Genomic DNA, 22,981 nt, shown 5'->3' on the forward strand with positions numbered 1-22,981 from the left:
CATTTATAAAACGGATTGATAAATAACCACTATAGCCATGATCAGAAGGAAACCAGCAAAACCTTTTTGCAACTTTTCAGTTGCTAATCGCCGACCTATCCAACCTCCCGCATAGCTACCTATCGCACCTGCGAGAATCATGACCAAAATAACTTTCAAATCAAATTCGTAACCAGCCTGCTGCATAGGTACATAATACTGTGTAAAACCAACCAATGACTTCATCGCAATAATAACCAGGCTGGTGGCTACTCCTACCGGAAGACTTAAACCACCAATCAGCACTAGCGCTGGCACAATAAGAAAACCACCACCCACTCCGACAAAACCTGTGATAGCACCGACAGCCAAGCCTTCAAAAATAATTTTCAAAGGTTTTATTTTGCTAGCAGCGTTTAATTCAGGTAAGCGCGAACGCCACATGAAAACAGCCGCTACCGCCATCAAAAGAGCAAAAACAAGCAGCTGCCAGCGCGCATCAACGACCAGACCTGCTAAAGCGCCCAGCCAGGTACCAAAAATGCCAGGCACACCAAAATAAAGCACATGGCGCCAGCTAATAAGCCTTTTCCAGCCATTTTGCACCGACCCCAACAGGCTGATCCCACCCACTATTAACAGCGAGGAGGCAATCGCCACCTGGGGATCCTGTCCCAGCAGGTACAACAGCACCGGTACCGTAAGTATCGAGCCTCCGGAGCCAAACAACCCCAGACTCAGGCCTATTATTAAAGCACCTAAAAGAGCAGTCACCGATAATTCCTCATTTCTTATATTCAATTTTGAAATATACATATTCCCAAATTGAATTACAAGTTTTTCATTAACAGTCAGAAGTAATTATTTGAAGTGGCTACGTGCCTGCGCCGTACCCGGCACCTGCGCTGGCTGAGCAAAACGTAAAAAAGAAGGTTGCAGTTTCAACGGAAAGACCCGCTTCCGCGCCACTATGTAATAGCAACATCTTAATACAGGAGCTTGCTGCAGCAGCCAACTAGTGCCCCGCTCCGGGTCTTTGGATAAAGAGCTTAATGCACTGTTACCCAGGTATCCTTCAACCACGACCTCGTAATTCAATAAACCAAGCCAGTCCTGAATACGCCCTTTGCTAAAGTAGCGCCCAGACCAAGGCGGTCGATGCCGATTACCAGGCCAGAGTCCGGTCAGGCTAGCCAGGCTAAGCGGGTTATACAAAGTCAGTACCATATAGCCATCAAAGGCTAAGACACGGTCAGCTTCACGCAGCACCTGATGCGGGTCTTTCTGGTATTCCAGAACATGAGCCATCACCACGATGTCGATACTGCGACGGGCGAATGGCAAAGCACTCAGATCCGCCCGGACTCTGGCATCACTGCTGTTATGCACAGTGATTTTTTCAATTGCTTTACAGCCTCCGGCAACACCATTGCTCAATGGGCCCAGTTGCAAAGCATAATTGCCGGCCATGCTTGCCCAGTGAGGTTGTAAGGCCTCCCGTTGTAGCCGTTGTAGCCACTTTCCATGCGGCAATTGTTGCCAGCTTTTGGGTGACGTCAGGACCTGCTCTATCAGAGCGGGTTTTATTAGCATGCGAAAGCCCCTTATACTAAGGTTTTTAAAGCAAGCAGGAATGACCATTATGCATATACATGCCATACCAGCTTTTAACGATAACTATATCTGGATTCTGCAGCCAAAAGACAGTACTCAATGCGTCATTGTAGACCCCGGTGATGCCCAGCCTGTAATGAAGTTTTTAGCAGAGCATCAATTAACCCCGGCAGCTTTGCTTATTACCCATCACCACCATGACCATACAGGCGGTATTCAGGCACTCACTGATCGTTATGCTATGCCTGTCTATGGTCCGGCAGAAGAAGATATCAGCGGCGTTACCGATAAGCTCAGGGGTGGTGACTCCCTGCCGCTAACCGTACTCAACCTGACTTTTAATATTATCGACTGCCCGGGTCACACTAACGGCCATATTGCTTTTTATTCTGCACCCTTGCTATTTTGTGGCGATACTTTATTTTCTGCAGGATGTGGCCGTATGTTTGAAGGCACTCCTGAGCAATTTATAAAAAGCTTACGCCGCTTTAAAGCACTGCCGGACGAGACTCTGGTATACTGCGCCCATGAATATACTGCGGCTAATCTTGAGTTTGCAAAAGCAGTGGAACCGGATAACCAGGCAATATCCAGCCATCAACAATGGGTAGCAGAACGTCGACAGGCGAATGAGATTACTGTGCCATCCACGCTCCGGCTGGAACGCAAAATTAATCCTTTCCTGCGTTGCCATTTGTTCAGTGTGCAGCAATCAGCTCAACGGTACGCACAGACTTCATTAGCCGACGAAGTTGAAGTGTTTGCCTGTATTCGCGAATGGAAAGATAATTTCTGATTGCCTGAAAATTGCCTATTGGCCCAAGAATTGCTTAAGATAACGGCGCAGGATGCGCTGAATAATTATATGCGGGAATTTTGACATTAAAGCGGTGCGCTAAAATAAAGGTCTTCTATGAAAAAACTTTGTATCACTATGCTTGGCACTTTGTTGCTTTCCGGCTGCCAGGCTACACATTGGGTAAATGATTACCTCACCTCAGAACCCTATACTACTGAGGATAAGACCCATGAAATGAATGAAGGCCTGGCTTTGTATGCGCTGAATGCTCCCAGTCATGAACAGCCGCCAGCGCAGGGTTCAACCTCGTTGTCACCGCAGCAACAGGCTGACCTGTGGGACCGGATTCGATTACAAATGCAATTGGATATACCGCAGAATGAGCGGGTACTTACCCACCTGAACTGGTACAAAAGACACCCTAATTATATTGACCGCGTGGCTCAGCGAGCGGCGCCATTTCTATACCTGATTGTCGAAGAAATTGAAAAACGTGACTTGCCTCTGGAACTGGTAATGGTCCCTGTCGTCGAAAGCGCTTACGACACCTTTGCCTACTCGCATGGCAGCGCGTCAGGAATTTGGCAGTTCATTCCAAGCACCGCCACTCATTACGGCCTGGATATCAACTGGTGGTACGATGGACGCCGCGATATCATGGCTTCAACTGAAACCGCTTTGGATTACCTGGAACGATTACACCGCATTTTCGACGGTGACTGGTTGCACGCCATAGCGGCTTATAATGGCGGCCAGGGCCGTGTTGCTAATGCAATTCGAGCCAATCGACAGGCCGGCAAAGATACTGATTTCTGGTCTCTCAGCCTGCCCCGTGAAACACAAAACTATGTGCCTAAGGTTCTGGCCCTGTCAGAATTGCTACTGAACAGCAATGAACATGATATGAACTGGCGCTACGTAGCTAATCAGCCAGTAACCACCATTATAGATGTAGGACAACAAATAGATCTGGCGCAGGCCGCTGAAATGTCAGGCATGACACTGGCTGAACTGCATCGATTTAACTCCGGTTATAATCGTTGGGCCACCAGCCCCGATGGTCCCCACCATCTTTTATTGCCCATCGCTAATGCGGAGCAATTCAGTCAGCAAATGGGCGCAACCGACCCTCAGGACTGGGTCAACTGGCAACGCCATGAAGTTCAACGTGGTGAAAGCCTGATTGTGATAGCTAACCGATACGGCACCACCACCCGGGCAATCCAGCTGGCTAATGATATTGACGGTCATGTTATCCGTCAGGGCGACCACCTGATGATCCCAGTGTCCTCCCTTGATTTAACCGAATACACACTCACCGCTGAACAACGCCGTACCAGCAGTCAGAATCGTTCCCGCGGTAACCACCGCATTGATCACCAGGTAAAATCCGGCGACACCTTATGGGATCTCAGCCGTACTTATCAGGTGCCAATACGTAGTCTGGCCAGCTGGAATAATATGGCACCTGGCGACTTTTTACGTCCAGGGCAAACTCTGGCTATCTGGCGCGACGAACGTCCTACCAGCAGTCAACGTGAAGCCGTAGTGCGCACGGTACAATACCGGGTGCGTTCAGGTGACTCACTGGACCGTATTGCCAACCGTTTCAGTGTCAGCATTGCTGACATCGAACGCTGGAATCAGATTAGCCGTGATCGCTTCCTGCAACCTGGTCAACAACTGACACTTTATGTTGATGTAACCCGGGTTAATATTTAATTATGAAGTTGTTTATCGCTACGCTATGTTGCGCATTGTTCTTCGGGTTGTTTCTGACGCCCGTTAATGCCGAAACTGCTGACCGGGGCTTTTCCTACCGTATGACAGGAACAGTAACCACTATGGACGGGCAACAGAGCGACATTAATATGCTGCTAGGCTTTCAGGAAAATAGCAGAGGCTGGTATTTTCGCGCGGGTTCTGAGCAGTTGTATATGAAAAAACCGCCAAAAGCATATAACCTGATTATTAATCTGGATGGTCGCGGACAAGCTTTTGTCAGCGACTTTAGCCAGAAGCCGGTTACTCATTTTCAAATCAACATCGAAGATTACGAAATAGAGCTTTTTCAGGCCAGCGACATTGCCTACGGCATGCGGTTGCGTATTAATGATCGCCAGTTCCTCTTCGATAGCGCTCACCCACGTATTCGATTTGAGCTTAGTGAAGAGGGTCTGGGTCATGTTATTGCTGAAAGCACCTTACGCGATCTGTCCATTCGCCGCGCCAATTAAGCAGGCACGGCTAATGGTTTCAGCTTTGTAACAAGGTTGCCAGTTGCTCCTCATTCAGCACTTCCACGCCCAAAGCCTCGGCTTTGCTTAATTTAGACCCGGCCTTATCGCCTGCGATCAGTGCTGTAGTACTGGCCGACACACTGCCCGTTACTTTAGCTCCCAGCGCCATCAACTGCGCTTTTGCTTCCTCCCGGGTCATACTGCTTAAACTACCAGTCAATACATAAGTATGCCCTGCCAGGGGTTTATCATCAGCACTTGCCGCTTCGACCTGAGGCCATCGTACTGCTTTATCGCCCTCGGTCAGTGCCTTAATAATTTCTATATTATGGCCTTCACGAAAGAACTGGTACAAGTGTTCAGCCACAATAACGCCAACATCCGGCACCTCTTGCAGAGATTCAGGATCCGCCTGCATAAGCGCTTTTAAATCAGCAAAATGCGCCGCCAGCGACTGTGCTGTCGCCTCTCCCACTTCACGAATGCCCAGGCTATATAAAAAACGTGCCAGCGTAGTTTCACGGCTCTTATCAATGGCCTCTACCAGGTTGCGCGCCGATTTTTCACCCATACGCGGCAAACTCGCTAACTCCCGCACCTGCAGGTGATACAAATCCGCCGGACTCTTCACCCAGTCGCGCTCCACCAAAGCATCGATCAACTTGTCGCCCAGGCCATCTATGTCCATAGCTTTACGCGAAGCATAATGCATCAGGGCCTGTTTGCGCTGGGCTGCGCAGTATAAGCCACCACTGCAACGAGCAACTGCTTCGCCTTCCACTCGTTCTATCGCTGAGTCGCACACCGGACATTGCGTAGGAAACTCAATAGCTGATGTTTCCTGCGGGCGCTCATCCAGCACCACCCCGACAACCTGAGGAATGACATCGCCAGCACGTCTCACCGTGACTCTGTCGCCAATACGAACCCCTAAACGTTCAATTTCATCGGCATTATGCAAAGTAGCGTTCGACACCGTTACGCCCGCAACAGTGACCGGTTCAAGCCGTGCCACTGGGGTAATTGCACCAGTCCGGCCAACCTGAAAGTCAACACCACGTAACCAGGTCAGCTGTTCCTGCGCGGGAAACTTATAGGCAATGGCCCAACGGGGAGCCCGAGATACAAAACCCAGCTGTTGCTGGCCTTCAATAGCATCGACTTTAAACACCACACCATCAATTTCATAAGGCAAACCAGCGCGCTCTTCACCTAGCTTTTTGTAATAAGCCTCACAGTCTTTGCTATCCGATAGCCGACGGGTCTGCGGACATACCGGCAAGCCCCATTTTTTTAGCTGCAGCAAACGCTGATAGTGACTGTCATCGTCCAACTGGCGTTGCGGTTCAACCTGGCCCATCGCGTAAGCATAAAACTGTAAAGGTCGTTGGGCGGTAATACGGGAGTCCAGCTGACGCAAACTTCCAGCAGCTGCATTGCGCGGATTAGCAAATACTTTGTCGCCCTGTTGACGTGCTTTCTCATTAAATTTTTCAAAACCAGCCAAAGGCATAAACACTTCGCCCCGAACTTCTAAGCGTTGCGGAAAGTCCCCGCGTAGCTGCAAAGGAACATTGCGAATAGTGCGCACGTTACTGGTGATATTTTCGCCTTTGTAACCATCGCCCCGGGTCGCCGCCTGCACCAGCTTGCCGTCTTCATACAAGATACTGACGGCAGCACCGTCCAGCTTGGGCTCGGCACACCAGGCCACTGGCCGGGTTTGCAAACGCTCTTCTATACGCTGTAAAAAGGCATTCATGGAGGTCTCATCAAAGGCATTGTCCAGCGACAGCATGGGCACTTCATGAGTTACAGTGGCAAAAGCACCCGCTGGAGGCGCACCGACTTTACGGGTGGGTGAACTGTCACTGACAAGAGCCGGATGCTCTTCTTCGATCTGCTGCAGACGCTCAAACAGGCGGTCATATTCCGCATCCGGGACACTAGGCTGATCCAGTACATAGTATTCGTAGCTGTATTGCTGCAGACGCTGGCGTAAATCGGCCAGCTCTTTTTCAAGGCTGGCCTGTTCGGTTAGTTCTGACATTTTCTTTACCACTGACTAGGTTTTCGGTGTAAACGCTGTTGCCGTTCAAACTCACGAATACGCTGATAGGCGTGCTGCACCGATTGTTTGGTTACCGGGTTTCGATTTCCATCCAGCACCGCGGCTCTGGGCATCGCCTCGGCTATTTTGTTCGCTGCATTATACATCATAGTAAAAGCCTGATGACCGTCGCCTTCCACTGGTAACGTCATGAAAAGAACAATGCCTTCCGTTGAAAAAGTTTCCATGCTGTAAATATCGAAAGTACCGGGGTTAAACATATTTGCCACGCTAAATAACACCGGACCATGACCGGACGATTCCTGGTGACGATGCAGAATGTCCATATCGCCGTACTTAAGCCCCAGCTCAGTTGTCATTTGTAAAAGAATAGCGCCCTGTATGTCACCGGTGACATACAAAGTAATGACTTCCATTTCCGGTTCAGCTGCCGGTTTTTGTTGCTCTTCGGTTTCAGAGTTTGCAACGACTTCTTCATCCACACGCTGTTCAGTATCTTCTGCAGTCACCTCATGCAATTCATCCTCGGTCCACTGCCCATCGTCCACCGCCTTCACTTCAGGTGGCTCAGGACTGTTTGTGGGAGATACAACCCGGTTTTCTTCATCTGACTGCAAATCAGCAAACATGTCGTCCTGTTGCGCCTGTTCTGCTTCAGCGGCAGAGAGGTCAATTTCGATCTGCTCCAGAGTAGGTTCGACTTTACTGGTTGTTGCAGAGCCTTTTTTATCTTTAGCAGAAGCGCTTTTTTTTGACCGGCTCATCGTCAGGGGATCAAAGTCTGCCAATTCGTCATCATCAACCTCAACCTGCTCAGCTGCACTGAACAAATCTGCAGGTTCCTGCTGCTGAGCACGACGGCGTTTACGCTCCAGGTTTTCACGTTGCCCACGAGCCACCTGGTTATTCTTACGGATGTTTCTCAGACCCTGCGCAAGCAGTGCGAGAATCACCAGCAAACCGATAATCATAAGTACTACACGTAAACTATCCATCTTTACATCAAACCTTTTATTATCAGGAGGCTTCGGCCATTGCTACGGCTTCGTCGACGTCTACAGCCACCAAGCGACTGACGCCAGGTTCCTGCATGGTTACACCGGCCAGATGTGAGGCCATTTCCATAGCTATTTTATTATGACTAATATAAATAAACTGCACTGATTCTGACATTTCCTGCACCAAACGGCAAAACCGGCCCACGTTGGCATCGTCCAGCGGCGCATCCACTTCGTCCAGTAAGCAAAAAGGTGCTGGATTAAGACGAAATATAGCAAATACCAGCGATAAAGCGGTAAGTGCCTTCTCTCCTCCGGAGAGCAGGTGAATAGTGCTGTTCTTCTTGCCTGGCGGGCGCGCCATTATAGTCACGCCAGTTTCCAGCAGGTCTTCATCGGTCAGTGCCAGATAAGCACTGCCACCCCCGAATACTTTAGGAAATAACTGCCCTAAGTCGCTATTTACCTGATCGAAAGTTTTGCGAAAACGTTGGCGGGTTTCTTTATCTATTTTCTTAATAGCGTCTTCCAGCAAAGCCAGGGAAGCCTGCAGATCGTCATACTGATTATCTAAATAAGCTTTACGTTCTGCCTGAGCTTCAGCTTCTTCGATAGCCGCCAGATTAATAGCACCCAGTTGCTGCAGCGACCGGGCTATTTTATCCAGCCGTTGTTGCCAGCTATTTTCTTCCGCTTCTTCAGGCATAGCTTCAAGCACTGCCTTCAGGTTATAACCAGTTTCCTGCAGACCTTCCAGTAAACTATGCCCGCGCTCGCGGGAAGCCGCCAGTTCCATTTTGCTGGCCTCTACTTTCTCGCGCTGCTGATTGATTTTATCCAGCACACCCTGCTGCCCCTGAGTTAATACACCCAGCTCCTGTTCAACTGCAGCCAGTTTTTCTGCAACTTCATTTTTTGCCAGTTCAACTTCTTCCCGTCGTGCCAGCGCAATAGCCAGGTCTTCTTCCAACTGCGCAATATCATCGCCCTGTTCTTCATGCTGCAAACTATGCAACTTCTCCTGCAACTGCTGCAACTGATTTTCAGTGCGCTTACCGGCCTGCTTTAAGTGTTGCTCACTATTGCTTAGCTGCTGCACCCGCAGCTGTAGCTCATGGCGCTGTTGTTGCACCTGTTGCTGCTGTTCCCGGGCTTGCTGCAGTTCGGCCCGCTTTTGCTCGCCCTGCTGCTGGTAATCCGTTTGTTCGGGTTCGTCAGCAGCTAACTGCTCTGTCAGAATAGCCTGTTCATCTTCTATCATAAGCAAGCGTTCATGCTGCTCAGCCAGACTCAGGTCGAGCTCTTCCTGTGTTGCTGAAAGTTCGTCCCGACGTTTATCAGCTTGCGCCAGCTCCCGGGTTATTGACTGCTCGCGGGCCTGCAAAGCAGCCAGCTGTTGTTGTTCTGCCATTAGCTGCTGACGCTGTTTCTGCAGCTGCACACGAAGTTGCTGCTGGCGTTCCAGTAAATTCTTCTTTTGCTGCTGTAAAGCTTCGGCCTCTGACTGCAGCTTTTGTTGCTGCGCAACCACATGGTCGTGTGTTTGCTGCCACACCAACTGACTGTCCTCTTCCTGTTGACCGTCACCCACCAACCAGTCCCGGCCAAACTGACGACCATCTTTAAGCACTACCCGCTGCGCCTTGTTCTGGCTTAATAACTGCTGAGCCTGTTCCTCATCGTCAGCTACCTGCACTTCCTGCAACAACGATAAATAGCGAGCGTCTCCCTGTACTTTTTCCGCCAGACTACCCGCTGGTGGCAACTGAGCAGGCTGCACAAACAACAGGCGACCACTGTCACTGCCTTGTGGCAAGCCGGATACCGGTTCTAACACCACCGGAGCCTGTAACCAGGGTCCTGCGATAGCTTCTACCGCCAGTTTCCATTCATCATCAGTTTTTAAAATATGCAGCAGGCTTTTGCTGTGTTTTTTATCGGCCAGCCATTGCCCGGCTTGTTGCGAAACAGGTTTGTTTGCGCTCGCTAACAACTGCTCTAAGGATGAAGCCCGCCCTGACAACTGCTGTACTTCCTGCTGCTGCCGATGCAGCTCATCCTGCAAGGCCTCAAGCTGCGCATCCACCTGCTGCTGTTTACCTTCGGCCTGCGCCAGTTCTTGCCGGGCCTCCGTGCACTGCTGTTCCTGCTGTCTCACATTCTGCTGCAGTTCCGTAGCATCTTTTTGCAATTGCCCGGTATCCAGCTCCTGCAGCTGTTTTTGCAACTGGTCCATTTGCTGCTGCAAACGAGAACATAAAACCTGAATACCTTGCTGTTCGGTAACAAGTACCCGCTGCTGTTGTTCCTTGGCCGCACGCTGCTGTTGTATACTCTGCTGCTGATGCTGCCAGCTTTGGTAGTCATCATCCAGCTGCGCAACTTTATCGCCAACTTCCATCGAAGCGGCTTCCGCCAGTTCCATTTCAGGTTCAAGCTCTGCAAGCTGGGTTTGTATCAACTCAAGCTCCTGCTGTTCTTCTTCCTGATGTTGTCGAAGCTGAGTTAGCTGAATACGCCCTTCGTCTTCTTCACGACGCCTTTTATCTGACAACTGGCGCTGGTGCTGAATATTCTGCTCAAGGCGGGTGATATCATTGTTGGCCTGATAAAAAGATTGCTGCGACTCATCAAAGCTATTTTTTAGTTCCTGCTGAGTATCCCGTAATTGGTGCTGACCACGCTCCGTTCCGCGTTGTTCAGCCACCCAACGCTCCAGCTCGGTCTGCTGCTCACGCAACTGCTCTTCTACGCGGTCGCACTGCTGCTGATAATGCAGCCATTTAAGCGCCTGCAATTGTGCCTTGAGGGTTCGCTCTTCCGCTTTAAGCTCTTTATAACGTTTAGCGGCAGCCGCCTGGCGCTGTAATTTATGCAATTGACTGGTCAGTTCTTCACGCACGTCCGTCAGGCGTTCAAGGTTGTCCCGGGTGCGCTGCATACGATTCTCGGTATCCCGGCGACGCTCTTTGTATTTGGAAATGCCGGCTGCTTCCTCAATGAAAACACGCAATTCCTGAGGACGTGATTCAATTAAACGGGAAATCATGCCCTGCTCAATAATAGCGTAACTGCGTGGACCAAGGCCGGTTCCCAGAAAGAGATCGGTGATATCACGACGCCGGCACTTAGTGCCATTCAGAAAATAATTCGACTGCGCTTCACGGGTAACCAGACGTTTAACCGATATCTCCTGATAACTGCCATACTCACCCTGTAAGCGACCACTACTGTTGTCAAATACCAGCTCAACACTGGCTTGAGAAACCGGTTTGCGGGACGTAGACCCGTTAAAAATAACATCCGTCATCGCATCGCCACGCAGGTTTTTAGCCGAACTTTCGCCCAGCACCCAGCGCACCGCATCAATCACGTTAGACTTACCACAGCCGTTCGGCCCGACAACGCAGGTCATCTGCTCGGGAAAAGGAACTTTAGTGGCGTCAACAAAAGACTTAAAGCCAACCAGTTTTATATGTTTTAAACGCATTGCTTCAGCTTATGGCCTGGCTAACTAATAAACCTTAGTCTAGCGGTAAAGTGATGTTCACTACAACTCTCGAAAGATGTAAAAAATAAGGCCGCTGATTGCAGCCGTGACAGCAAAAGTTTATTATTAGCCGCTTCCGGGTCATCGCCTTTATTTTCTCAGTATTCGCACTCAGGGAGGTCAGTAGTGCTCAATCAGAAAAGGACGCTGTTAATCACTGCTGCTCTATTGATGGCTAGTGGTTCCGCGAGATCCGCCGAGTTATTTTATGATATTGCAGATTTTTACTCTTATTCCGTACAAACTTCGGTGTGGACTACACATTTTAACCCCCAGCCAGAGCATAATAACCATCAGGAATTAATAGGTATTGAACGCTTTGGTGATAATTTTGCCACGCAGCCCATATTAGATAGAACAACGTTATTAAAGAATGCGACACCGCTCATTGGCATAAGCTTTTTTCAAAACTCTTATTCACAGTCAACCGTCTATGCCTATGCTGGTTTCCGGCAGCCGCTAAGTGCGAATCAGCGAACACATATTTATGCCAAAATAACAGCGGGTTTTATTCATGGCTATCGGCATGAATTTCAACATAAGGTGCCTTTTAACCACTTTGGCATTTCTCCTGCTGCGGTTCCCAGCGTGGGGTTACAACATCAGCGTTTTAATGCAGAAATAATTCTATTCGGGGCTTCTGGAACTATGATTAATGTCGGCTATAGCTTTTAATCTTCTCCTGACACCGACTTTGCTATGCATTTAGTCATCATCATCCAGTAGTCGCTCAGGATTCAGCTTCTTACCGGGTTGCACACCTAACTCACGGAACTTCTCCACCCGGCTGACCAGGTTGCCGCGCCCCTGACTTAACTTATTAAAAGCACCATCCAGGTGTTTGCCTGTATTTTCCAGTGCACCCTTAACTTTGTTCATATCATCCACGAAACCAACAAATTTATCGTAAAGGCGGGCCGCGTCGCTGGCGATGCGCTGTGCATTCTGGCTCTGGTATTCATACTGCCAGATATTATGAACGGTGCGCAAAGCAACCAATAAGTTGGTCGGGCTGACCAACATAATATTATTATCCAGCGCCAGCGAGATCAGATCCGGGTCCTGATCAACAGCCAACAGGAAGGCAGGCTCAATGGGAATAAACATCAACACGTAATCCAGCGTCCGCACACCGTCCAACTGCTGATAACTTTTATTGCCTAACTGCTTAATGTGAGTACGCACTGAGCGCACATGCTCTTCAAGGGCTCGTTTACGGTCGCTGTCTTCGGCGGCATTAAAATAACGCTCATAAGCCGTCAGCGACACTTTCGAATCAATAACTACGTCTTTTTCATTCGGCAGATGCACTATAACATCCGGTTTAAATGCCTTGCCTTCAGCATTGCGGTGCTGACTCTGAGTCTCATATTCATGACCTTCACGCAGACCCGACTGAGACAACATACGGGCCAGGACCACTTCGCCCCAGTTGCCCTGCTGCTTACTGTCACCTTTTAACGCCTGAGTCAGTGCATGAGCTTCATCCATCATGTGTTTATTCAGGTCGCGCAGCTGAGTCAGCTCCTGTTTTAACGAAGCACGTTCTTTGGTCTCATCAGTAAACTGCTGGGCAACCTGCTGGCGGAAACTATCTATCTGCTGCTGTAACGGCGCCAGTGTATGCGCTAACGACTGCTGATTGCTTTTCTCAAATTGGGCAGACTTTTGCTCTAGTACCCGGTTGGCGAGACGCTCAAATTCCTTTTGCAAACGCTCTTCACTGCGTTGCAGCAAACTGATTTTCTCAGCCGCATTTTGTCGTGCCTGGTCCGCCTGCGCACGCAAAGTCGCCAGCTCCAGCTGCAACTCCTGCTGCTCGAGCTGGCTCGTTTCCAGACGCTGTTGCAACTGCTGGTTATGCTGCTCCAGCTGCGCTTTTTGCGCCTGTTCCAGCGCCCGTCCACGCTGTTGCCATAAGGCGCAAAGCAGGACGCCTGAAACCACCGCAGTGACTGCCGCCGCAGCCAGTTGCCACCAGACCAGAGTTAACAACATTATTTTTGCAGTGCCTCGTCAAGCTCTGCAATTTTAACCGCCCAGGTAGCCGGGCCTTCTTTATGCGCGTTATTGCCCATAGAATCTACGGCGACGGTAACCGGCATATCTTCAACTTCAAACTGGTAAATGGCTTCCATGCCTAAATCATCAAAAGCCACAACGTCTGCCTTCTTAATGGCTTTCGCGACCAGGTAGGCAGCGCCGCCCACCGCCATAAGGTAGACCGCTTTATGTTTCGCAATGCTCTGCACGGTTTTATCGCCGCGTTCGGCTTTGCCTATCATGCCAATAATACCGGTCTGCTCAAGCATAGTGTCGGTAAATTTATCCATACGGGTCGCTGTGGTTGGGCCCGCAGGGCCTACCGCTTCGTCGCCGACAGGATCCACTGGGCCGACGTAATAAATAAATTTATTGGTAAAATCTACCGGCAGCTCTTCGCCTTTGCTGAGCATTTCAGCAATGCGTTTATGGGCTGCATCGCGGCCGGTCAGCAATTTGCCGGAAAGCAATACGGTCTCGCCCATTTTCCAGTCCAGCACGTCTTCTTTTGTAAGGCTGTCCAGATTCACCCGGCGCACGTTTTCGCCCACTTCAAAGGTAATGTCCGGCCAGTCTTCCAGTTTAGGTGGTTGCAAATCGGCAGGGCCTGAACCGTCCAGCGTAAAGTGCACATGTCGGGTCGCCGCGCAGTTCGGAATCAAGGTGACGGGTTTCGAGGCTGCATGGGTTGGCAAAGAATTGATCTTAACATCCACCACAGTCGTGAGGCCGCCCAGCCCCTGCGCACCTATACCCAGTTTATTGATACGCTCGTAAATTTCCAGACGCAGCTCTTCTTCGGCGCTTTGCGGGCCGCGGGCAATCAAATCCTGAATATCGACCGGATCCATCAACGACTCTTTAGCCAGCACTGCGGATTTTTCTGCCGTACCACCGATGCCCAGTCCAATCATACCTGGCGGGCACCAGCCAGCGCCCATTTTAGGCAACGTCTCTACTACCCAGTCGGCGATAGAATCACTGGGGTTGAGCATGACCATTTTAGATTTGTTTTCAGACCCACCGCCTTTCGCGGCAATCATGACATCTACTTCAGCGCCTTTCACCATATCTAAATGCAGTACCGCTGGCGTGTTATCACCGGTATTTTTGCGGGTTCCTGCTGGGTCGGCTACTATCGAGGCTCGCAGTGGATTGTCCGGATTGTTATAAGCACGACGGGTCCCTTCGTCCAGCATCTCCTGAATTGTCATATCGGTTTTATCCCACTTCACGTCCATGCCCACTTTGACAAAGCAGGTCACAATGCCCGTGTCCTGACAGATAGGACGATGGCCCTGAGCCGACATCCGCGAATTTTGCAGCATTTGAGCAATGGCATGTTTTGCCGCTTCGCTCTGCTCGCGCTCATAAGCGTCGGCCAGTGCTTCCACGAAGTCCAAAGGATGATAATAAGATATAAACTGCAATGCATCAGCGATGCTGTCGATAAAGTCCTGTTGCTTGATGGTCGACATATATAACCTCATGTCCTGGCAAATGTGGTGACCCGGCCGCAGCCAGGAAAAGTGATTCTTAAGCGGCGCTTATGATACTCTGTTCTACATGAAGCTGCCAGTGAGTGAAACCTTCTCATGCCTGTTGAACCCTTAGCCAGTATCGAATTGCCCTATGACCAGTGGTGCGATGCCGGACTGCTGTTTGCCCCTTTTGCCGACGAACCCTGGGCGATGTTATTAGACTCAGCTGCCAGTCAGCATCCAGACAGTCGTTACGATATTTTATTGCGCAAGCCTTTGCATATCCTGTCGACGCATATCCTGTCCACGAATATCCTGTCCACGAAGAGCGCCGACAATAATTCTGACCCTTTTGCACAACTCACTTTGTATTTGCAACAAATGCCAGATTATCAGGGACAGCATGAATTGCCTTTTAGTGGTGGAGCCGCCGGATATTTCTCCTACGATGCAGGTCGCCGAATCGAGAAAATACCCACTCTCGCTGAGGCCGATATTAAGCTGCCTGACATCGCTCTGGGGTTCTATCAATACGCGCTGATTATCGATCACCAGCAGCAGCGCACCTATGCGCTGGCTCCGCAAAGCGAATTAAGTCAGCAAGCTGATTTCTGGCGTCCTCATCAATTACATCAAAATTCTCCGTTTCATTTACTCGGTGAATGGCAAAGCAATATGAGCAAAGCTGAGTATCAACTTAAAATTGCACAGATACACGAGCACCTGCTTGCCGGAGATTGTTACCAGATTAATCTGGCGCAACGTTTTCAGGCTCCTTATGAAGGCAGCGAATGGCAAGCCTATCAGCGTCTGAAAGAAGCGAATACGGCTCCTTTTTCCGCTTTTATTCGTTTACCCGAAGGCGCCGTACTTAGCCTGTCACCAGAACGTTTCTTGCAAAGTTCAGCCACTGGTGAAGTGGAAACTAAACCCATTAAAGGCACCCGACCACGTCAGCAAAATCCGAAGCAGGACGAAGCAGAAAAAAATACACTCCTGCATTCGGCTAAAGATCAGGCCGAAAATTTAATGATTGTCGACCTGCTGCGTAATGACTTAAGTCGTGTCTGCCTGCCCGGTAGCGTCAAGGTACCAGCCCTGTTTGCTATAGAAAGTTTTGCCGCTGTACACCACCTGGTCAGTACAGTGCGCGGACAGCTGCCACACCCCAGTGACATAGTGAACTTAATCCGCGCCGCATTCCCCGGAGGCTCTATCACAGGAGCCCCCAAAGTCAGTGCCATGACCATTATCGAACAGCTCGAACCGCATCGGCGCAGTGTCTATTGTGGCAGTATTGGTTATATCAGTAAGAACGGCCGCAGCGATACTAACATTGCCATTCGTACTCTGGTGGCCAGTGAAGGACAGTTATACTGCTGGGCTGGAGGAGGCATTGTCGCCGATTCCGAAGCTCTGGCGGAGTATCAGGAAACCCTCGATAAAGTGAATAAAATTCTACCGGTATTAGCAGATGATTAAGACCCGAGCGCAGTTTTTACATCAGTTTCACTTATTCCGTAGTAGCCCGGCAAGGCCCCTGAAAATGAAAGGCCTGCGACCGGCTGCGGTATTAATTCCGCTAATTGAAGGCGAGCGCAGTATTGAGGTCGTGTTAACCAAGCGTACTCAGCATTTACGCCATCATGCCGGCCAGATATGCTTCCCGGGTGGTCGTCAGGAACCGGCAGATGCGGATCTGAAAGCGACTGCACTACGTGAATACGAAGAGGAACTGGGCGTTAGCGCTGAAGGCATTGATATTGTAGGGCAGCTACCGGATTACCCGGTTATCAGCCAGTTCATTATTCGCCCTTATGTCGGTTTTTTATCCAGAAAACCAGAATGGAACCCCGATCCCGGTGAAGTCGCCGACATTTTCACCGTCCCTTTGCACCATCTACTCAGCCAGGAACAGCACTACGCTTACAAAGTGGAAAGATTTATTTACGATAAGATCTGGTTCATACCCTGGCAAGAGCGGGTTATCTGGGGGGCTACCGCCGGTATCATAAGAAATTTAGCCGAACAATTGGATCCGAAACAGACACAGCTGTACAGACCACTGAATTGAATCTTGCGTTAACTCTCTGTCACCCCCACACTATCTGCAACATCGCAAATTAACAGAACGGAGCACGCAACTGAATGATCAGTGTATTTGATATGTATAAAGTAGGTATTGGCCCATCCAGCTCTCACACTGTGGGGCCCATGCGGGCAGCTTATGACTTTATGCAGCAAGTCAAAGCGGAGTCTGATTTAGCCAGTGTCACCCATGTCGAAGTCGAGCTTTTTGGTTCATTAGGGCAAACCGGCAAAGGGCATGGTACTGGCAAAGCAGTCATTCTTGGCCTTGCCGGCGAACTACCGGAATCTGTCGACACCAGTAAAATCGATGACTTTCTGGCTCAGGTCGACAAAGAACAAAAATTAACGTTACTTGGCGAACAGAACATTAAATTCCCTCGCCAGGGCGCTATCGTGTTTCACCGCCGTAAGTCTATGCCCAAGCATGCTAACGCTATGGAGCTGCGCGCCTACGCGGGCGACAAACTGTTATTGAAAGACCTTTATTATTCGATTGGTGGCGGCTTTATCGTCCGTGATGCTGATTTTGATGAAACCCTGGAAGAAGCCATCGAACAAAGCAGCAAACCAGCCCCTTATCCGTTTGACAGTGCAGCTGATTTATTACGCCAGTGCGAGGAACACAAGATCAGTATCGGTGAGCTGATGCTGGCCAACGAGAAGGTAGTACGTTCTGAAGCAGATGTACGTAAAGGTCTGATGCATATCTGGCAAACCATGCAGGACTGCATCGACAAAGGAATTCAAACCGAAGGTACCCTGCCGGGTGGTCTGAAAGTCAGACGGAGGGCGCCGGATCTTTATAAGCGGCTAAGCGAAGAAACTGTGCAGGATCCAATGGGTGCTATGGACTGGGTTAATTTATATGCGCTTGCCGTCAATGAAGAAAACGCAGCGGGGGGGCGTATAGTCACCGCCCCTACTAATGGAGCAGCTGGAATTATTCCAGCGGTAATGAAATACGCCGATACCTTTATTCGGAAACTGGACGAAGACGCCGTCATTGATTTCTTACTGACCTCCGCAGCTATTGGCATTCTGTACAAGAAAAATGCTTCCATTTCTGGCGCTGAAGTCGGTTGCCAGGGCGAAGTCGGCGTTGCCTGCTCAATGGCTGCAGGCGCTCTGGCTGAGGTCATGGGCGGCACTGTCAGTCAGGTCGAATGCGCTGCTGAAATCGGTATGGAGCACAATCTTGGCCTTACCTGCGATCCCGTAGGCGGGCTGGTTCAGGTACCCTGTATCGAACGTAATGCGATGGGCTCAGTGAAAGCCATTAATGCCGCACGACTGGCTTTGCGCGGCAGTGGCGACCATAAGGTCTCACTGGATAAGGTCATTAAGACCATGTGGGATACGGGTAACGATATGAAAACGAAATATAAAGAGACCGCTCGTGGCGGTCTGGCTGTTAATATTACTGAGTGTTAAAAAAAGAGCCGCCCCTTTCTATATGCAGCGTACCTGTATGCAACGTACCTGTATGCAAAGTAATGGGCGGCTTTCTTAGTAAGTCGGCAATTCAATATCTTTAAACATCGCCTCAAGTTCATCATAACTGCGCATCGTCATGGCTTTATCGACCACATCCCGGGTCAGGTGGCTCGCAAAACCTTCAATAAAGTCATACATATAACTACGCAAAAAAGTGCCCTTGCGAAAACCAATTTTAGTAGTTGAATGGTCAAACAGATGCCCGGCTGGCAAGGCCACGAGGTCATCATCTTTACCCGGCTCATACGCCATGCTTGCCACTACACCAATACCCAGCCCCATACGTACATAGGTTTTAATAACATCAGCGTCGGTAGCCGTAAATACAATCTGTGGATCCAGTCCGGCTTTGCTGAAAGCCTTATCCAGTTCCGAGCGCCCGGTAAAACCATACACATAAGTAACTAACGAGAACTTAGCAACATCCTCAATACTGAGTTTATCCAGTTTAGTCAGCGGATGATCATGCGGCACCAGAATTGAGCGATTCCAGTGATAACACGGCAACATTACCAGGTCGTTGTACAAATGCAGTGCTTCAGTTGCGATAGCAAAATCAGCTTTACCTTTAGCTGCCGCTTCGCTGATTTGCTGTGGCGAGCCCTGATGCATATGTAAAGACACCTTCGGGTACTTATCAATAAAACGCTTAATCACCGGTGGCAACGCGTAACGCGCCTGGGTATGAGTAGTCGCAATATTAAGCTTACCCTGATCAGGTTGAGTATGTTCCGCAGCCACAGCTTTAATAGCATCCACCTTAGACAGTATCTGCTGTGCAATCTCAATCACATCCTGACCGGCGGGGGTAACGTGAGTCAGGTGTTTACCACTACGCCCAAATACCTGCACGCCCAGCTCATCTTCAAGCATACGAACCTGTTTACTGATTCCTGGCTGCGAGGTGTACAAATGTTCAGCCGTTGCTGATACATTCAGGTTATTATTAAGTACTTCAACAATGTAACGTAGTTGCTGCAATTTCATAGAGTTGCCTTGGTTGCATGCCAGCGTAAAAGCAGGTGGCGTTTTAATGTACTTATATTCCCAATAAGTCTAAGATTCTCAATATCTATGCAAGCTGTCAAACAATTATAAGCAGATTCAGGAGTTCTGAATGTCAGATAAAAACCAAGCCGCTGATTTTTCGACCATATTAGGTGCTGCAGTACATGATATGAAAAACTCGCTCTGGCTTCTGCTGCAAAATATCGAAGAAGTGGCTGCGGATTTAGAAGGGTCTCCTGCCGCCCGCTCACTGGCTGACATTCAGTATGAAGCACAGCGCCTGAATACTGGCCTGGTTCAGCTGCTAAGCCTGTATCGTAATGAACAGGATGCACTGCCAGTGAACCTGGAAGAACAGTTTATCGATGAATTAGTTGAAGAGTTAATAGCCGAGAATGAATTCTACGCCAAACGCCATAATATTGAACTGCAACATTCAGTGGAAGCCGGGCTTACCTGCTTCATGGACAAAAGTCTGATTACTGTGTTATTACAGGACGTTGTCATTAACGGGTTACGTTATGCCCGTTCCAAAGTCACCATTGAAGCAAGCAGAGAGCAATCGTCAGGCATGTTATTACTCAGAGTCAGCGACGATGGCGAGGGTTATCCGCCAGCTATGCTAAATACTCAACATCAGATGGCAACTGCCGATATAAGTTCTGGGCGTACTGGACTCGGCCTCTATTTTGCGCACCGCATAGCAAGCGCTCATGTGCGACAACAGGGCTGTGGTCAGATAACGCTACAAAATAGTTCGCAGGGTGGCAGCGTTTTTGAACTGCGGCTACCGTAAAAGCCAAAAGTCAGTTAACATTGGCCAGGCTATAAGCAACATAACAACGATAAAGGATCGCCAAGCGCATGCCATTTACCATTATTATTGTACTTATTATTGTCCTGGTATTGCTCGCCATTGGCGTCAATGCCATCCAGCAACATAAACAGCGTCAGGAATTAGAGCGTCGGCAGAAAGTTGCGCGTTATCGCCATATTCTGGATGAATCTGAGACTCTGATTAATAACGCGGTTTCATTTCCGGTAGGTAGAAGTTTAATTTACGTATTGCATGCCCGTGCCCGCGATGCTTTGCAAAACCTGGTTGAAGCCTCCCCTAAAAACAAAAGTTATCAGGATCGTTTACGTGACTATCAGGAAAACATGAAAAACCTGAAACCCGATGATCACAGTCTGATGACTGAAAGCTTCGTCTTACCAGAAAGTGATAAGCAGATTATCACTATGATTCAGTCATTAAAAAAACTACGCGCGGTACTTAAAAGCGAGCATGCCCGCGGTCGTGTCGACTCTCAGAATTTTCACGAAGAAGATCGCCGACTGGAGTTTACTCAGTTACGGATTAATGTTGAAAGTCTGGTGCGACGCGCAGATACTGCCTTTAAATCGAATAAAACCGGTTCGGCACGCCAGTATTACGAGAAAGCCCTGACCACCTTAAAAGATCAGGACTACAGCAACGATTACATTACAGAGAACAAGCAAAAAATTCAGAATCGCCTGGAAGAGATTACAACCTCTCTGCGCGAGGAGAACTCACGAGACGCCGCCGAGCGTGCTAAAGATGTCGATGAGTTAGACGAATTATTTCAACCCAAGAAAAAATGGTAACCCATGTCTGAAGATAACCGTCTGGTTTACAGCACAGATAAGGGTCGTGTGGAGACTCCTGAAGCACAACCCAAAAGAGCAGCAAGCGATGGCGTAGTACGCATTCAACGGGAAACTAAAGGCCGTAAAGGCAAGGGTGTGACTCTGATTACCGGGCTACCCTTGTTACCCGATGAAATGAAAGCACTCGCTAAGAAACTAAAAAAACACTGTGGTGTCGGTGGCAGTGTGAAAAATGAATGCATTGAAATTCAGGGTGACCAGCGCGATAACTGCAAGGTCTGGCTGGAGAAAGAAGGCTATACAGTCAAACTGGCGGGCGGTTAACTCTCTAATCTCTGAGTGGCAGAGTAAACGCCACCGTCCGGCCCTGATTTTTCCAGTGCAGGTTTACCGAAAGCTCCTCGACTAAACGTAAACCACGACCAAAATTATCGTCCGTCTGGTCGTTGTTAGTCTCCGACTGACGATTAAAGCCCTGACCCGAATCCGTTATCTCGAAATTTATACAGCGAGTTTCAGCCTGATAGCTAATAAAAATATCTATGCAACCTTGCTGTAGCTCGCCTAAACGGCGCTGATACTCCTGATAGTAATATTCAAAACCTTCCGGCGCACTTTTCCAGGATGAATCCAGTTGTAACAGACCATGCTCCAGAGCATTACTGTAGGCTTCCGACAGCAGTGTAAAAAATTGCGTCTTATAACGTGCGAAACCCTCTACGTGCATGAGATCGCTAACCAATCGATTAACCGGGTTCTGTTGCCTTATATGTTCTGCTTCGAGCTTCAGTCTGAGTTCAAACGACAAAGGTGACGGCAAACTATGATCAGCCTGAGGAGCTATACCAGTTGGCTTACAGCGCAATAATGCCAGAGAGATATCATCACGTTGCGGCTGCTCGGTAAAAAGCGGAACCAAATCCCGACTTAGCGACAGTTGACTGGCATTCGACTGCCCGACAAGCTCGCAGAGGCCATCAACGCCTAACATGCCAGTCTTCCTCTGATATTGCTCAATAACCCCGTCACTATAAAGCAGCAACGAGTCACCCTCTTCTACGCTAAGACTGCTAAGTCCGCTATCAAACTGAGCATCCTGCAAAATACCTAGTGCCAGATGTTGCGGCTGCAAAGTGGGCTGTACCTTATTATCAGTTGTAATCAGAAGGCCAGGAGGCATACCGCCATTCCAATAGCTCAAGCGGGTTCCTGAAGCTGAAATTTCCAGAATAATCGCGGCCAGGAACATATCTGAAGGCAATAACTGATGCAGGCGTTTATTGATCTCGCGACTCAATTCCCCGACCGAGGAGCCATCCCGACTCATACTAAAAAATGTTTCAGCAGTAGGCAGTGCACCAATAGCCGCTGACAGACCATGCCCGGTAAAGTCACCCAGTAAAAAGTACATATTGCCCAGCGGACCAGGAGAGGCCAGCAATAAGTCACCATTAAACATCGACATTGAGGACAGGTAAGTCTGTAAATGGGGGTAATCGAGATGATTACTAAGCAATGAATTATGGAAAATATGCTCTACTATCTGATGTTCGCGCTCTACTCTGGATGAGTGGTAAGCGAGCGCCTTATTCTTCTCTGCCAGTGTAATACTAAGTTCCCGACTGCGTTTATGTGCCAGCAACTTAGCTTCCAGCACTACCGGTTCAAAAGGCTTACTGACAAAATCATCGCCTCCCGCCTGCAAGCAGCGCAACAAGGTTTGCTGGTCATCCAGGGCGGTAATGAAAATTAATGGCAGGTGTACATCTCCAGCAACCTGTTTAAACTGCGGTGCTGCCTCTATACCGTCCATTTCAGGCATTAATACGTCAAGTAGTACAATGTCAGGCTGAAACTGTTGAAAAGCCGCCAGGCCCTGTTTAGCACTACTCACGCTCAGGCACTGAAAACCAAAACCACTCACCATATCGCTTAACAGAACACGATTAGGCGCCTGATCATCAACAATAAGAATGCGCAT

Annotated in this window: 19 protein-coding genes; 10 read left to right on the forward strand and 9 right to left on the reverse strand. The window is 49.2% G+C overall.

Annotated features, from left to right (window positions below; translation table 11 throughout):
* Window positions 1–3 precede the first annotated feature (3 nt).
* Together CWE09_RS04985 and CWE09_RS04990 are read right to left on the reverse strand one after the other, a co-directional pair.
* The gene (locus CWE09_RS04985; RefSeq protein ID WP_126802900.1) at window positions 4–753 is read right to left on the reverse strand and encodes a sulfite exporter TauE/SafE family protein; all 750 of its coding nucleotides are present in this window, start codon (window positions 751–753) and stop codon (window positions 4–6) included.
* Window positions 754–840: 87 nt separating this feature from the next.
* The gene (locus tag CWE09_RS04990) at window positions 841–1,572 is read right to left on the reverse strand and encodes a class I SAM-dependent methyltransferase (RefSeq protein WP_157982814.1); all 732 of its coding nucleotides are present in this window, start codon (window positions 1,570–1,572) and stop codon (window positions 841–843) included.
* 49 nt (window positions 1,573–1,621) lie between these two features.
* On the opposite strand from CWE09_RS04990, the gene gloB reads away from it, so the two are divergent.
* The 3 genes from gloB to CWE09_RS05005 all read left to right on the forward strand — a co-directional run bounded on the left by gloB (window position 1,622) and on the right by CWE09_RS05005 (window position 4,629).
* The gene (gloB, locus tag CWE09_RS04995; protein ID WP_198679620.1) at window positions 1,622–2,389 is read left to right on the forward strand and encodes a hydroxyacylglutathione hydrolase; all 768 of its coding nucleotides are present in this window, start codon (window positions 1,622–1,624) and stop codon (window positions 2,387–2,389) included.
* Between the two features lie 117 nt (window positions 2,390–2,506).
* Window positions 2,507–4,114 (forward strand): lytic transglycosylase, encoded by a 1,608-nt coding sequence (locus CWE09_RS05000; RefSeq protein ID WP_126802903.1) that lies wholly within the window; start codon window positions 2,507–2,509, stop codon window positions 4,112–4,114.
* Window positions 4,115–4,116: 2 nt separating this feature from the next.
* On the forward strand, window positions 4,117–4,629 hold the full coding sequence (locus CWE09_RS05005) for a hypothetical protein (protein ID WP_126802904.1): 513 nt from the start codon (window positions 4,117–4,119) through the stop codon (window positions 4,627–4,629).
* 19 nt (window positions 4,630–4,648) lie between these two features.
* Here the strand turns inward: CWE09_RS05005 and ligA are convergent, their stop codons facing one another.
* Genes ligA through smc form a run of 3 tightly spaced genes read right to left on the reverse strand, consistent with a single transcriptional unit; the run spans window position 4,649 to window position 11,191 of the window.
* The gene (ligA, locus tag CWE09_RS05010; RefSeq protein ID WP_126802905.1) at window positions 4,649–6,682 is read right to left on the reverse strand and encodes an NAD-dependent DNA ligase LigA; all 2,034 of its coding nucleotides are present in this window, start codon (window positions 6,680–6,682) and stop codon (window positions 4,649–4,651) included.
* Between the two features lie 5 nt (window positions 6,683–6,687).
* Complete coding sequence (gene zipA / locus CWE09_RS05015) at window positions 6,688–7,698, reverse strand: cell division protein ZipA (RefSeq protein ID WP_126802906.1); 1,011 nt, start codon at window positions 7,696–7,698, stop codon at window positions 6,688–6,690.
* A gap of 22 nt (window positions 7,699–7,720) precedes the next feature.
* On the reverse strand, window positions 7,721–11,191 hold the full coding sequence (gene smc, locus CWE09_RS05020; protein WP_126802907.1) for a chromosome segregation protein SMC: 3,471 nt from the start codon (window positions 11,189–11,191) through the stop codon (window positions 7,721–7,723).
* A gap of 186 nt (window positions 11,192–11,377) precedes the next feature.
* Between smc and CWE09_RS05025 the strand changes: the two genes are divergently transcribed.
* Window positions 11,378–11,926: a sn-glycerol-3-phosphate transporter gene (locus tag CWE09_RS05025; RefSeq protein ID WP_126802908.1), complete on the forward strand. Its 549-nt coding sequence runs from the start codon at window positions 11,378–11,380 to the stop codon at window positions 11,924–11,926.
* 30 nt (window positions 11,927–11,956) lie between these two features.
* Here the strand turns inward: CWE09_RS05025 and CWE09_RS05030 are convergent, their stop codons facing one another.
* A complete protein-coding gene (locus CWE09_RS05030; RefSeq protein WP_126802909.1) occupies window positions 11,957–13,249 on the reverse strand; it encodes a DNA recombination protein RmuC in 1,293 nt (430 codons plus the stop codon).
* Window positions 13,249–14,772: a fumarate hydratase gene (locus tag CWE09_RS05035; RefSeq protein WP_126802910.1), complete on the reverse strand. Its 1,524-nt coding sequence runs from the start codon at window positions 14,770–14,772 to the stop codon at window positions 13,249–13,251. The genes CWE09_RS05030 and CWE09_RS05035 overlap by 1 nt, the downstream gene beginning before the upstream one ends.
* 117 nt (window positions 14,773–14,889) lie before the next feature.
* Here CWE09_RS05035 and pabB point away from each other — a divergent pair, with 117 nt between their 5' ends.
* The 3 genes from pabB (at window position 14,890) to CWE09_RS05050 (ending at window position 18,297) form a co-directional block, all read left to right on the forward strand.
* Window positions 14,890–16,257: an aminodeoxychorismate synthase component I gene (gene pabB, locus CWE09_RS05040; RefSeq protein WP_126802911.1), complete on the forward strand. Its 1,368-nt coding sequence runs from the start codon at window positions 14,890–14,892 to the stop codon at window positions 16,255–16,257.
* Window positions 16,250–16,849: a CoA pyrophosphatase gene (locus CWE09_RS05045; protein ID WP_126802912.1), complete on the forward strand. Its 600-nt coding sequence runs from the start codon at window positions 16,250–16,252 to the stop codon at window positions 16,847–16,849. The genes pabB and CWE09_RS05045 overlap by 8 nt, the downstream gene beginning before the upstream one ends.
* Window positions 16,850–16,923: 74 nt before the next feature.
* Window positions 16,924–18,297 (forward strand): L-serine ammonia-lyase, encoded by a 1,374-nt coding sequence (locus CWE09_RS05050; protein ID WP_126802913.1) that lies wholly within the window; start codon window positions 16,924–16,926, stop codon window positions 18,295–18,297.
* A 75-nt stretch (window positions 18,298–18,372) separates the two neighbouring features.
* Here the strand turns inward: CWE09_RS05050 and cysB are convergent, their stop codons facing one another.
* Window positions 18,373–19,347 carry an HTH-type transcriptional regulator CysB gene (cysB, locus tag CWE09_RS05055; protein WP_126802914.1) on the reverse strand — a complete coding sequence of 325 codons (975 nt, stop codon included), beginning with the start codon at window positions 19,345–19,347 and terminating at the stop codon, window positions 18,373–18,375.
* 130 nt (window positions 19,348–19,477) lie between these two features.
* Here cysB and CWE09_RS05060 point away from each other — a divergent pair, with 130 nt between their 5' ends.
* The 3 genes from CWE09_RS05060 (at window position 19,478) to yciH (ending at window position 21,324) form a co-directional block, all read left to right on the forward strand.
* Window positions 19,478–20,164, forward strand: coding sequence for a sensor histidine kinase (locus tag CWE09_RS05060; protein ID WP_126802915.1), 687 nt, complete (start codon window positions 19,478–19,480; stop codon window positions 20,162–20,164).
* 68 nt (window positions 20,165–20,232) lie between these two features.
* A complete protein-coding gene (locus tag CWE09_RS05065; protein WP_126802916.1) occupies window positions 20,233–20,997 on the forward strand; it encodes a hypothetical protein in 765 nt (254 codons plus the stop codon).
* 3 nt (window positions 20,998–21,000) lie between these two features.
* A complete protein-coding gene (yciH, locus tag CWE09_RS05070; RefSeq protein WP_126802917.1) occupies window positions 21,001–21,324 on the forward strand; it encodes a stress response translation initiation inhibitor YciH in 324 nt (107 codons plus the stop codon).
* Window positions 21,325–21,328: 4 nt separating this feature from the next.
* On the opposite strand, the gene CWE09_RS05075 is transcribed toward yciH, so the two are convergent.
* Entirely contained in the window at window positions 21,329–22,981 is a 1,653-nt protein-coding gene (locus CWE09_RS05075; RefSeq protein ID WP_126802918.1) for an ATP-binding SpoIIE family protein phosphatase, read from the reverse strand.

The organism is Aliidiomarina minuta (assembly GCF_003987145.1).
In the GTDB taxonomy this organism is placed as follows: Bacteria; Pseudomonadota; Gammaproteobacteria; order Enterobacterales; family Alteromonadaceae; genus Aliidiomarina; species Aliidiomarina minuta.